We start from the raw sequence: 11,390 nt of genomic DNA, 5'->3' as shown, positions 1-11,390 counted from the left end.
AGTCACCGACGGTAGGACGTCTGGCTACCCGACGTGCACCATCGTTCGTCTGGTCTCCGTCACGAGACGACAACAGGGGCGGCGGGAGTTCAGTGCCTGCGAGCCTGCCGGACGTCACGCCCGCGGGAAGTTCCGGAACGCCTCGAGCAGCCGGTCGCGGGTGTCGCCGGACAACGTCTCCGGCGGCAGCTCCCCCAGCTCGGAGATGGTGACGCGGAACTGGTCGAGGTAACGCTCGCAGCCGGGGCACTCGGCGAGGTGGGCGACGAAGTCGCGTTCGGTCCCCTCGTCCAGCGTGCCCTCCAGGAACGCCGTGACGAGCTCGACGAACTCCTCGCAGGTCATGCCACTCCCCCCAGGTACTTCTCGACGTGTGCGCGGACTGCCGCACGGCCGCGGTGCAGCAGCACCCGCTGGTTGGCCGCCGAGATCTCCAGCATCGCGCACACCTCCTCGGAGGAGTAGCCGTCCACATCGCGCAAGGTCACCACGACCCGTTGCCGTTCCGGCAGCCGGTCGAGTGCCCGCGCGACGACGTGGCGAAACTCGTCGCCGAGCACCCACGGCTCGGGAAACTCCCGCCAATGCCCCGGATAGGCGTCATCCGGCCCGCGGAACTGGTCCGGGTCGACGGTCGGTCCGCCGTCCGGGTCGAGGCTGGTCCACGGGATGGTCCGCTTCTCCTTGACGCCCCGTTTCTTCGCCGTGTTGACCAGGATCCGGTACACCCACGTGCGCAACGACGAGGCGCCCTGGAACCCGCCGACGCCGCGGATCACGGCCAGCCAGGTGTCCTGGACGACCTCCTCCGCCGAGGCGTCGGTCGACACGAACGACCGGGCCAGCCGCAGCATCGACGCCGACCAGCTGTCCAGCAGCCGCGCGAACGTCGCCTCGTCACCGGACCGGAGTCCGGCGACGAGGACGTCGTCCGCGGGCAGCATCCACGGAAATCTACCGGTACTCGGGGTTGTCGAAGTCGTAACGACATCCCGCGTCCCACCCGGAGCGCTGGTTGCCGTGCGCCGGGATCCCGCCCGCGTCCTTGAGCATGCGAGCCAGGTGCAGCAGGTTCCACGTCATGAACGTGGTGTTGCGGTTGGTGAAGTCGTTCTCCGGCCCACCAGATCCGGGGTCCAGATAGGACGGACGGGGCCCGGCCTCGCCGATCCAGCCGGCGTCGGCCTGCGGCGGGATCGTGTAGCCCAGGTGCTGCAGGCTGTAGAGGACGTTCATCGCGCAGTGCTTGACGCCGTCCTCGTTGCCGGTGATCAGGCACCCGCCGACGCGGCCGTAGTAGGCGTACTGGCCTGCGTCGTTGAGCAGGTGCGAGCACGCGTAGAGCCGTTCGATCACCTGCTTGGTCACGGAGCTGTTGTCACCCAGCCAGATCGGGCCCGCGATCACCAGGATGTCGGCCGCCATGACCCGTTCGTAGATCTCCGGCCACGCGTCGGTCGCCCAGCCGTGCTCTCTCATGTCCGGCCACACGCCGATCGCGATGTCGTGGTCGATCGCGCGCAGCACCTCGACCTGGACGCCCTGCTTCTCCATGATGGCCCGGCTGACGTCCACCAGGCCCTCGGTGTGGCTGCGATCGGGCGAACGCTTCAGGGTGCAGTTGATGAACATCGCCTTGAGGTCGCTGTGGTCGGTCATGCGAAACGCTCCTCCAACGCGGCCAGGCCGGGCAGGAAGATCCCGTCGCGGACCTGGGAGATCACCTGGGGTTCGTCGGTCGCGTCGCAGTCGAAGTCGGCCGTCCACTCGACCAGCGACGTCGTGTCGGACGCGGGCCTCACCCGCAGGCCGGAGACGTAGCCGCGCACGGGCAGTCCGGCGGTGTCCTCGAACGCGTACCGGGTGCTGCGTTCGGCGTCGTCCAGTGCGACGAGCCGCTCGCGGTGCCCGCCCGCCGCGGGGAAGACGCGGACCGCGCCCACGCGGTCGACCGGGTCACCGCCTTCGATCTTCGCCTCGGGCAGGAACGGGTGCCATGAGCCGATGGCGGAGAAGTCCCGCAACAGCTCCCACACCTCCTGGGCGGGGGCGTCGAGCACAGCACTGGTCACGATTCTGGGCATGCGGAAACTCCTCCTGCGGTCGTCGATTCGCACGATCGGCTTGCTGAACGCGATTCCCGTGTCGTTGGTGCCGACACCGAGGACTCAGTTCCCGCACCCGCGACCGGCGTTACACGAGGAGACGAGATGACTTTCGAGACGGCCCGCCGCGCCCTGCGCGTCAGACCCGGCGGCTTCGGCACCGTCACTGAACCGGACCGGCTCGGACGCTCGACTCGATCGTCCAGTTGTTCCGGGACCGCCACGGGGAAGCCGCCAAGGGCTGACGCCGCCGGAGGCCTACCCCTGCACGACCGGGTAGATCTCGTCGGCGACCAGGCCGTGCGCTTCGCGGTGCACTCTGTGGGCTGCCTCCGCGTCCGGGGCCTCCACCAGGCAGAACACCTTGCCCGCCTGGTCGTCAACCCAGTAGTTGAGGTAGCGCACACCGTGCTGGCCCTGGGTGCGCAGGTCGGCCTCGTGGGCTTCCGCGACGTCCTTCGCGGTGGCGCCGTCGGGCAGTTCGTTGTGGACGTCCATGAACAACATGGCTTCCTCCTCTTCCGACTGTGCGGCGAGGTTAGGCAGGCCGGCGTTCCCCGAGCGTTCCCACGCCGGCCGACGTAAGGTCGGCCCATGCCTGCCACCTGCCAGGTGCGTGTGCTCGGCGGGTTTGGCGTCACCGTGGACGGCAGCCCCGTCCCCACCCATGCCTGGCGCAGCCGGCGCGCCGCCGATGTGGTGAAGCTCCTGGCGATCGAACCCGCGCACCGGCTGCACCGCGAACAGGTCATGGAGCTGCTGTGGCCGGACCTGCCGGTCGAGGCGGCCGGCGCGAACCTGCGCAAGGCCGTGCACTACGCCCGCCGGGCGCTCGGCGGCCCCGAAGCGATCGGCGTGGACGGCCACGTGCTGGTGCTGTGGCCGGACGGATGCCTGGACTGCGACCTCGAACGGTTCGACCGCGCCGCGGACACCGCGCTGGCGTCGGGCAACGCACAGGCGTGTGCCGCGGCAGCCGCGAGCTACGGCGGCGACGTGGTGCCGGACGACCGGTACGAGTGGTGGGCGGAGGAGCCACGAGCCAGGGCGAGGACCCACTACCTCGCGCTGTTGCGGGCCGCCGGTGACTGGACCCGGCTGCTGGAGCTCGACGAGACCGACGAGGAAGCCCACCGGGCGATGATGCGCCGCCACCTCGCGGCCGGGCGGCGCCGGGAAGCGTTGCGCCAGTTCGAACGACTCCGCGAGGCGCTGCGGGAACGCATCGGCGTCGGGCCGGACGCCGACACGGTCGCGCTGTACGAGACGGCGCTGGCCGAGGGTGCCGAGCCTCCGTCGGTGCGGCACACGGTGGCGGTGATCCTCGCCAACGGGCTGGTCGCCTGGGGACGGCGCAACGTCGAGGAGGCCGAGCGGCTCGCCAAGCGGGCACGCGCGCTGGCGCTGGACGCGAACCTCGGGCACGAGCTCGGCGAGGCGTCCACCCTGCTGGCGCTCGTCGCTTACGCGCGAGGCACGTGGCACGAGCAGTTCCGGCGGGAGTTCACCGACTCCGTCCGGCGGTCCGCGAACCTGGAAGGCGCCGTGCTCGACGCCCACCTGTGCTTCCAGGAGTTCTACCTCTACGGACCGGAAGGCCACGAGGGCGCGGAGTCGTTCGGCCGAGACCTGCTCGGCATCGCCACCGAGGCGGACTCGGCGGCCGGCCGGGCGCTGGCCCACCTGCTGCTCGGCGAGTTCGCACTGCTGTCCGGCCACCTCGACGAGGCCTCCGCGCACCTCGACCGGTCGCTGACGGACGCGGAGCGGTCGGGGTGCCTCTCGGCGCAGAGCATCGCGCTCGAACGTGCCGCCGAGGCGCGCATCCGGCGCGGAGACCGCAGCGCCGCCGTCGCCCTGCTCGACCGAGCCATGCCGCTCGCGCACGCGTCGGGCATCCGGTCCCACCTCGTCATCAGGATCCACGGACTGCGCGTACTCGCCGCCGGCGGGCTCGTCGAGGCACTCTCCGCGGTCCGGGACGGTGAACGCCTGCTCACCGAGGCGCCACACGTGTGCGATCCGTGCTCGATGGCGTTCCGGATCGAGGCGGCACGGGCCTGCGCGCGGGCCAACGACCTGAGCCGGGCGCGGACGCACCTGGCCGAGGCGGAACGGATCAGCGGGCTGTGGCAGGGCGGCCCGTGGTCGGCCGCTCTGTGGGAGGTCAGGGCCGAACTGCGCCGGGCGGCCGGGCAGACCGCCCAGGCCGCCGCGTTGTTCCTCGAAGCGGCCGAGCTGTACGCCACCCTGCGCAGGCCGATCGAGGAGAACCGCTGCCGGGCGGCCGCTGAGGTCGCGTGACGCGTCAGTCGTGGGACCTCGCGACGGCGGCGAACTAGCAGCGCGTCCCGGAACGTTGGCGAGGTAATCCACGCTCAACAGGGCGCCTCGCGGCACGATGCACCAGTCTGACCGCGAATTCCCCCGGCAACGTTCCGAGCCACACCATAGTGCTTTGTCGGGTTGCCNNGTCCCTCCGGACCCGACAAAGCACTACCGACAGCGCTACGACCACCGGGCGGTCGAGACGCCGTGGCAGCGCCGCTACGTCGCCCGCTTCGAGGCGTCGCAGGACCGTCCCGGACGGTCAGGCGCGCTCGACGGCATCGGCCTGCGGGCCCCGGTCGCTCTGCCGGATGCGGAAGCGCACCCGCTCGCCGGCCACCAGGGGCTCGCCGGAGACCACCGAGACGTGCACGAAGAGGTCGGGCCCGCCCGCGTCAGGGGTGATGAAGCCGAAGCCGCGGTCCGCGTCATAGCGGGCCACCGAGCCGTCGCCGGCGCGGGCTGCGGGCCGGGTGGCCGGACGAGCCTGGCTGGGGGCCGCGGCGGCCTCCACCGGCTCGCCGGTGGCCACGAACCGCACCTCGCGCGCCTGACGACCCTGGTCCCCGGTGACCGTGGTGAACGAGACCCGGTCGCCCTCTGCCGGCAGGTACACCTCGTCGACCAGGGCGCGCACGTGCAGGAAGACGTCGCCCGCCCCGTCGTCGGCGGCCACGAAGCCGAACGCCTTCTCCTCGTCGAACCACAGGACGGAGCCGTCGGCGCCGTCGCCGGGCGCGACCAGAGGGGCTCGGCGGACCCCGGCGTCGAAGCTCAGCGGCACCAGGTGCTGGGCCTGCGGCCCCTTCTCCCCTGCGATGACGACGAAGGCCACCCGCTGCCCGGCCGCGAGGACGCCCCCGGTGACGATGGCGGAGGAGTGCACGAACACCTCCGCACCCCCGCCGTCCGGCGCGGCGAACCCGTAGCCCTTTGCCGGCTCGTACCAGGAGACGGTCGCGAGCACGCCCAGGGTCGCGTCAGGCGCGGCGTCCCCGGTGACGGCGACGTGCAGCGCCTGCGGACCGCGGGGTCCGTCGCCGGGCTCGAACTCCACCGTCTGGCCCTCGCGCAGCGCCCGGGCCGCGCCCTCGCCCCGCACCTGCGAGACGTGCACGAAGATGTCGGCGCTGCCGTCATCGGGGGCGAGGAAGCCGAAGCCGCGCTCGAGGTCGTACCAGCGGACGGTTCCCTGCTGCACGGTGCACTCCTGGTCTTGCGGGTGGTCGGGGGTCCAGTGTCCCAGGCACCGTCCTGATCCCGACGCGCGGCGGCTCCGCCCTGAGTACGTCGCCGAAGTCACCGAGTTGGCACGCCGTCACCAGCCGTTGCCCGAGTATGCGGACGTGTGGGGTGCCAAAACTATGCCTGGTGGTCTGACCTGCGCCTCAGGCCGCCGCGGATTCGTACTCGTTGATCAAGCCGCCGAGTACTCGCCGACGACGAACGGCCGTACGGCCTGATTCTGTGTCCACTGTGAGACGGATGAAGCCGGCGGGTGAGACCAGCGCGCGCCGCGATGCGTGGCGAGTTGGCAGCCAGGGCCACGGCGGCGCCCAGCGAATTGCCCGCCAGCACCACCCCGTCGGCGTCCATCTCCACGGTCGCGTTGGTGAGTGGGAAGTCCGCTCGCGCCAAGGCTTCCGAACACCACTGCCGCACCGCGCGTTGACCACCTGGGTTCTTGTACACGGCCGGCATCGCGCCAGTGTCCGGCGGCTCGTGGTTCGTCCGGCGCTGATGACCGGCGGCTTGATCGGGCAGGAGCTCCTGGCGACGCCTGATCGCCTGGACAGCGGATCGCCGGTCGACGACAGCGACGGCCGGGCGCTGACCGCGGCCTTGCGGCGGTTCGAACACGCCGCACAACAACGCTGCGACAGCTCCGCACACAGCTGCACCTCGTTGTCGCGAAACAACTATTCCAGGGCGCCTGGGATGGCGCGGTCATTCGGACGCTCGGGCTGGTGCGGGTGCGGAACGGCTTCTTACCGCCCGCTTACGGCCGCCTGCTGGCCGCGTTCGCGCGGTCCGCGCAGTCCTACGGTCGAGCCCGCCGCTACCCCGCACCGTCACCAGAGGGGGCTGTTGCCGTGGATGTTCCGCTGACCCGCCGGTTGCTCGCCGAGGTCGCCGGCACAGCGATCCTGTGTCTGTTCGGCACAGGGGCCGCGGTGGCGGCCGGTCCGTCCGGGTTGTTGATCGTGGCCCTGGCGCACGGGCTTGCGCTCGCTGTGGCGATCTACGCCTTCGGCGCGATCTCCGGTGGTCACTTCAACCCGACCGTCACGTTCGCATTGGCCGTACGCGGCCGGTTCGCGTGGCGTGAGGTGCCCGCGTACGTGCTGGCGCAGCTGATCGGCGGTGTGCTCGGCGCCGCTGTGGTCTACGCGGCCTACATCTCCGCCGCGGTGACCGCCGGTTTGGGGGCGACGGCCTACGGCCCGGCTGTCACACCGGTTCAGGCGCTGGTCGCCGAGGCGACTGGTGCGTTCATTCTCGTCACGGCCGTCTACGCGCTCGCGGTCGCACCTGATGCACCCAAGGGCGTGCACGGCTTGGGAATCGGGCTCGCGCTGGCTACGCAGATCATGGTGTTCGGCCCGCTCACCGGCGCTTCGGTGAACCTCGCCCGGACGATGGGGCCGGACGTGGTGCTGTCGCTGGCCGGCGCGACCGTGTTCTGGTCGCAGCTGCTCGTCTACCTCGTCGGTGGCGTTGCTGCGGCGTTGTTGTACGAGGTGATCGGCAACGTTGCTCGACGGGCCGCGGGGACTCGCGCGGCCGAACAGGTCTGAGCAACGGCATGTCTGACGAGTTGGCCGGCGAAACCGGATCGGAGCGGCTGAGCGCCATCGCGGATGTCCACGCAGACTGTGTGCGGGCAAGGGTGGTGGAGGGCTGGCGGGTCGACGGTATCTCCGTGCAGTGTCGAGGGCGGCGTTACGACAAGTGTCACGGGCAACTGGAAATCCCGGCGGAGCAATGTCCTCTTCGGGCCTGAAGGGGCCGTTCAGCCTGTCGATGAGGATGAGGCTGTCTGATCCATTACGGACGAACCCGGGAGAGGGTTGGTGCCGGCGATCGTTGCGGACCTCGGTCGCCGGCGAGGCACAACCAAGACATGCCGACGGCGACACCGATCATCGTGAACACGCCGCGTGGCCAGAAGATGTGACTGTCGAGAAAGGACACGCTGGCGACGAGGAGCACCACCGCGCCCGGTGTCACCCGCCACTTCGCACGCGCGACGGCTGCGCCGGCGATCAGGGCATTGGCGACGAGAAAGCAGGCTGAGCCGATGTGACCGAGCAGGTCGCCGATGGCGAACACGGCACCAACGACCGGTGTGACACCGTTCTGGGCGTGCACCACGGTTCCCGCGGCGATCCCCGCGACAGCGTCGAGCCCGCCGTAGAAGGCCGCGAAACCGAACGCCGCCAGCCGCCCCGGCCACCGAAGCCACGGCGGTGCCGGGGTCAGCAACAGCCACTGCGCCACGGCCAGCAGCGGAAAGACCGGGAGCAGAACGATGTGCAGCGCCGCCCACGAAGACGCGCTGGCCGCATCGAGCAGTGCAGGGTGCACCGCACCGAACCCTGCGAGCAGAAGTCCCGGCAGGGCGAAGAGGACGGCGCGCAGCCAACGTGACCTGATCACCGGGCGACCATAGTCGCGGACGGACGGTGCTCAAGCGATCAAGGGATTAGGAAACCCTTACGCTTCCGACAAGGACAAGCGGCTGAGCCTGGACATCCAGGTCGCCCCAACCGGTTGGGAGCTCTACGCCTTCAAGGACGCCGCCCCGGACGGCGTGGGAGCGGTCACCTCACTGCGAGATCCGCGCAACCCGGACCGCACCATCCACGTGAGCACCATGCGCGGACTCGTCCCGAACTACGGTCAGGCCGTCGAAGGCGGCCCCCGGGTGGGGTCGACCAGTGACCGTCGAGATCGTCGACTGGGGCGGACAGCGCGAGGGCGAGTCCGGTGAGACCGCAAGCCATGAGGCCGCCGGCCCGTCCCACGAGGAACGAGCCTGATCGCGGAACAGATGATGGAACACCGGTGACGGACCCTGTCCGAGGATCAGCTCAAGGACGAGCTCCGTCGCGCCGGTCTCCCAGCGCGGCATCGCGACGGCCTCGTCGTGATCCTCCGGCCACGGTCACAACTACGCCCGGCTCAGCACGAACTACCTCCGGAACGCGGCGGCGTTGTCCTTCGTCACGACCTTCACGGGAACATCCACCACCTGCTGGACCTTCTCGCCTCGTGCCGCCCGCACGGCCTGCTCCACAGCGTTGCGACCGAGCAGGTCCGGCTGCTGCGCGACGGTCGCCGCCATCGTGCCGTCCGCGACGGCGCCCAGGGCCTCCGGGGTGCCGTCGAATCCGACGACCTGCACCTCCGCGCCCGCGCGGGCACCGAGCGCCTCGATCGCGCCGAGGGCCATCTCGTCGTTGTCCGCGAAGACACCCTCGATGTTCTTGCCGGCACGCATCAGGTCGGTCATCACCTGGACGGCACGGGCACGGCTGAAGTCCGCGGTGCGCGTCGCCACGACCCTGATGCCGCCCGAGTTCAAGCCCTGCTCGAAGCCGGTACCGCGATCGTAGGTCGCCGACGCACCCGCGACGCCCGTCAGATGCACGACGTTGCCGTTGGCGGCCCGGCCGAGCGCGATGGCTGCCAGCGCACCGCCTTGCACGTTGTCGGACGCCACCTCCGACGCGACCGCGCCGCCGTAGACCGACCGGTCCACCGACACCAGCGGCACGAGCGCGGCCTGCGCGATGTCCGCCGCCTGCTTCGCCTGCCGGGAGTCGACGGGGTTGATGATGATCACCCCTACCCGCCGCTCGGTGAGTGTGCGCACCTGGTCGGCCTGGACGCTCGCGTCGTTGCCGGCGTTGAGCACGATCACCGAGGCCCCGAGTTCGGCCGCCGCCTTCTCGACACCGGCCTTCATCGCGACGAAGAACGGATTGTCCAAAGTGGACAGAGAAAGGCCGATGGTGACGTCGTCGCCGGTCCGCGCCTGACCGCCCGAGTCGCACGCGGCCGACACCAGCACTGCGCACATCATCAGGCTCACGCGGAAAACTGATTGCTTCACGCCGCCGGTTCTACCGGCCATGATCGCGACTTCGGCGATTTTCCGCCTGTCCACAAAGTACTTTCGCACCTTTCGGAAGGCCTGGATTCGCGTGACCGGCCATCCCAGTGGTGCCGCTCAGGTTGACCACGGCGTTCACGGTCCAGCACAGTGGGCGCGTGCAGAGGACGCTGAGCATCCTGACGGTCGTCGCGTGCGCGATCCTGCCGCTGGGCTCATCGGCTTTCGAACAGCAGCTCGTGCCGACGTTGCTGCTCGGGCTGGCCTTCGCCGTGCTCGCCATCTTCGGGTTCCGGTTCGTCGAGGGCCGTGGCAGGGCTCTCGCCGTGGCATACGCCGGAATCCAGCTGGCGCTGGGTTTCGCGCTGTTCTGGATGTCGGGCGCGGCGATCGGATCGGTCCTGCTGCTGGTGGCCCTGGTCGCGCAGAGCGTGCTGCTGCTGCCACTGCCCGCGGCCGTCGTGGTGGCCGCGGTCATCCCGTTGGTGCACCTGGGCATGGACTGGGTCGCCGGACTGCGTGAAGGTCTCGGCACGCTGGCTGTCACCACCTTCACCGTCGTGGTGACCGAACTGTTCGTGCGGGAGCAGCGCGCCAGGACCGCACTGGCGGCGGCCAACGACCTGCTCCGCGGGTACGCCGCCCAAGCCGAGCAGCTCGCCACCACACAAGAGCGCAACCGGGTCGCCCGCGACATCCACGACGGGCTGGGGCACCACCTGACCGTCGTGCAGATGCTCCTGCAGGCCGCGCGCGCCGTGATCCACACCGCCGACGTCGAGCGGCTCGACGGGATGCTCGCCAAGGCGCAGGACCAGTCGAAGCAGGCGCTGGCGGAGGTGCGCCGCTCGGTCGCCGCGCTGCGCGAACCCCGGCCGGCTCCGCTGGTGGACGCCTTGCGGGCGTTGACCGACGAGGTTTCCGAGGCGGGTGTGCCGACCGGACTGGAGGTGCTCGGCGCGGCGCGCGAGCTCCGCGCCGACGTCGAGGAATCACTGTTCCGGGCGGCGCAGGAGGGACTGACCAATGTCCGCAAGCACGCGGACGCGACGGCCGCCACCGTCGCCCTCGACTTCGGTCACCTCGACCTGGTTCGATTGGAAGTGCGCGACGACGGCCGAGGCTTACCGGAGAACCCGTTGCCGGACAGCGGGTTCGGCCTGGTCGGCCTGCGAGAGCGGATCGCGGGTCTCGGTGGGCGGGTGTCCGTCGACTCGGCGGCCGGGCGCGGTGTGACACTGACCGTGGAGGTGCCGGGGTGACTCCTCCGGATTCCGTTGTGCGGACCCTGATCGTCGACGACCAGGCCCTGTTCCGCGAAGCCCTGGCGGCGTTGCTGGAGGTTCAGCCCGAGATCGAAGTGGTCGGTGAAGCCGGGAATGGCGAGCAGGCCGTCCGGCTGGCCGCCGAACTTCGTCCCGACGTGGTCCTGATGGATCTGCGGATGCCGGTGCTGGACGGGATCGCGGCTACTGCCAGGTTGCGCCTCGAGCAGCCGGACGTGCGGGTGCTCGCGTTGACCACGTTCGACGATGACGCGGACGTGTTCGCGGCGATTCGGGCGGGCGCGGTCGGCTACCTGCTCAAGGACGTGTCCTCGGCCCGGCTGGTGGAGGCGCTGCTCGCGGCCCGGCAGGGTGAGTCGGTGCTGCAGCCGTCGGTCGCGGCGAAGCTCGTGGCCAGGGTGGCCCGGTTGCCGCGCGAGGAAGCCACACCGCCGGTCGTGCCGTTGTCGGAGCGCGAACTCGACGTCGTCCGGCTGCTCTCCGCGGGACACAGCAACCGTGAGATCGCCGGGAAGCTATTTCTGGCCGAGGGCACGGTGAAGAACCTCGTCA

General features: G+C 70.4%; 12 protein-coding genes and 1 pseudogene. 4 read left to right on the top strand and 9 right to left on the bottom strand.

The window, feature by feature from the left end; translation table 11 throughout:
- Positions 1–114: 114 nt before the first annotated feature.
- The 5 genes from B0F77_RS15270 to B0F77_RS15250 all read right to left on the bottom strand — a co-directional run bounded on the left by B0F77_RS15270 (position 115) and on the right by B0F77_RS15250 (position 2,612).
- A complete protein-coding gene (locus B0F77_RS15270; RefSeq protein WP_086663558.1) occupies positions 115–345 on the bottom strand; it encodes an anti-sigma factor family protein in 231 nt (76 codons plus the stop codon).
- Positions 342–944 carry an RNA polymerase sigma factor gene (locus B0F77_RS15265; protein ID WP_086663557.1) on the bottom strand — a complete coding sequence of 201 codons (603 nt, stop codon included), beginning with the start codon at positions 942–944 and terminating at the stop codon, positions 342–344. Before B0F77_RS15265 ends, B0F77_RS15270 begins: the two co-directional genes overlap by 4 nt.
- A gap of 10 nt (positions 945–954) precedes the next feature.
- A complete protein-coding gene (locus B0F77_RS15260; protein WP_086663556.1) occupies positions 955–1,659 on the bottom strand; it encodes a flavodoxin family protein in 705 nt (234 codons plus the stop codon).
- Positions 1,656–2,084: an SRPBCC family protein gene (locus tag B0F77_RS15255; protein ID WP_086663555.1), complete on the bottom strand. Its 429-nt coding sequence runs from the start codon at positions 2,082–2,084 to the stop codon at positions 1,656–1,658. The genes B0F77_RS15260 and B0F77_RS15255 overlap by 4 nt, the downstream gene beginning before the upstream one ends.
- 279 nt (positions 2,085–2,363) lie before the next feature.
- Positions 2,364–2,612 carry a DUF4242 domain-containing protein gene (locus tag B0F77_RS15250; RefSeq protein WP_143466738.1) on the bottom strand — a complete coding sequence of 83 codons (249 nt, stop codon included), beginning with the start codon at positions 2,610–2,612 and terminating at the stop codon, positions 2,364–2,366.
- A gap of 87 nt (positions 2,613–2,699) precedes the next feature.
- On the opposite strand from B0F77_RS15250, the gene B0F77_RS15245 reads away from it, so the two are divergent.
- Positions 2,700–4,409 (top strand): AfsR/SARP family transcriptional regulator, encoded by a 1,710-nt coding sequence (locus B0F77_RS15245; RefSeq protein ID WP_086663554.1) that lies wholly within the window; start codon positions 2,700–2,702, stop codon positions 4,407–4,409.
- A 286-nt stretch (positions 4,410–4,695) separates the two neighbouring features.
- Here B0F77_RS15245 and B0F77_RS50705 read toward each other — a convergent pair whose 3' ends face one another.
- Both B0F77_RS50705 and B0F77_RS49720 read right to left on the bottom strand, forming a co-directional pair.
- Positions 4,696–5,400: a cold shock domain-containing protein gene (locus B0F77_RS50705; RefSeq protein WP_425435662.1), complete on the bottom strand. Its 705-nt coding sequence runs from the start codon at positions 5,398–5,400 to the stop codon at positions 4,696–4,698.
- Positions 5,401–5,430: 30 nt separating this feature from the next.
- Positions 5,431–5,634 (bottom strand): annotated as a pseudogene (locus B0F77_RS49720) (cold-shock protein); the annotation flags it as partial.
- A gap of 766 nt (positions 5,635–6,400) precedes the next feature.
- Between B0F77_RS49720 and B0F77_RS15235 the strand changes: the two are divergent.
- Positions 6,401–7,231: an MIP/aquaporin family protein gene (locus B0F77_RS15235; protein ID WP_245848189.1), complete on the top strand. Its 831-nt coding sequence runs from the start codon at positions 6,401–6,403 to the stop codon at positions 7,229–7,231.
- Positions 7,232–7,481: 250 nt separating this feature from the next.
- On the opposite strand, the gene B0F77_RS15230 is transcribed toward B0F77_RS15235, so the two are convergent.
- Positions 7,482–8,093, bottom strand: coding sequence for a hypothetical protein (locus B0F77_RS15230; protein ID WP_086663551.1), 612 nt, complete (start codon positions 8,091–8,093; stop codon positions 7,482–7,484).
- 535 nt (positions 8,094–8,628) lie between these two features.
- Positions 8,629–9,552: a substrate-binding domain-containing protein gene (locus tag B0F77_RS15225; RefSeq protein WP_245848186.1), complete on the bottom strand. Its 924-nt coding sequence runs from the start codon at positions 9,550–9,552 to the stop codon at positions 8,629–8,631.
- Positions 9,553–9,710: 158 nt separating this feature from the next.
- On the opposite strand from B0F77_RS15225, the gene B0F77_RS15220 reads away from it, so the two are divergent.
- Together B0F77_RS15220 and B0F77_RS15215 are read left to right on the top strand one after the other, a co-directional pair.
- Positions 9,711–10,814: a sensor histidine kinase gene (locus B0F77_RS15220; protein WP_086663692.1), complete on the top strand. Its 1,104-nt coding sequence runs from the start codon at positions 9,711–9,713 to the stop codon at positions 10,812–10,814.
- A partial coding sequence (locus tag B0F77_RS15215; RefSeq protein ID WP_245848185.1) for a response regulator occupies positions 10,811–11,390 on the top strand: 580 nt, incomplete at its 3' end. The genes B0F77_RS15220 and B0F77_RS15215, both read left to right, overlap by 4 nt.

Source organism: Lentzea kentuckyensis (assembly GCF_002150765.1).
In the GTDB taxonomy this organism is placed as follows: Bacteria; Actinomycetota; Actinomycetes; order Mycobacteriales; family Pseudonocardiaceae; genus Lentzea; species Lentzea kentuckyensis.
The sequence above is the reverse complement of the archived record's forward strand: the minus strand, read 5'-3'. Positions and strand labels throughout refer to the sequence as shown.

Coding starts and splice junctions, on each gene's coding strand:
- B0F77_RS15270 (WP_086663558.1), bottom strand. CDS start 345: ATGACCTGCGAGGAGTTCGTCGAGCTCGTCACGGCGTTCCTGGAGGGC.
- B0F77_RS15265 (WP_086663557.1), bottom strand. CDS start 944: ATGCTGCCCGCGGACGACGTCCTCGTCGCCGGACTCCGGTCCGGTGAC.
- B0F77_RS15260 (WP_086663556.1), bottom strand. CDS start 1,659: ATGACCGACCACAGCGACCTCAAGGCGATGTTCATCAACTGCACCCTG.
- B0F77_RS15255 (WP_086663555.1), bottom strand. CDS start 2,084: ATGCCCAGAATCGTGACCAGTGCTGTGCTCGACGCCCCCGCCCAGGAG.
- B0F77_RS15250 (WP_143466738.1), bottom strand. CDS start 2,612: ATGTTGTTCATGGACGTCCACAACGAACTGCCCGACGGCGCCACCGCG.
- B0F77_RS15245 (WP_086663554.1), top strand. CDS start 2,700: ATGCCTGCCACCTGCCAGGTGCGTGTGCTCGGCGGGTTTGGCGTCACC.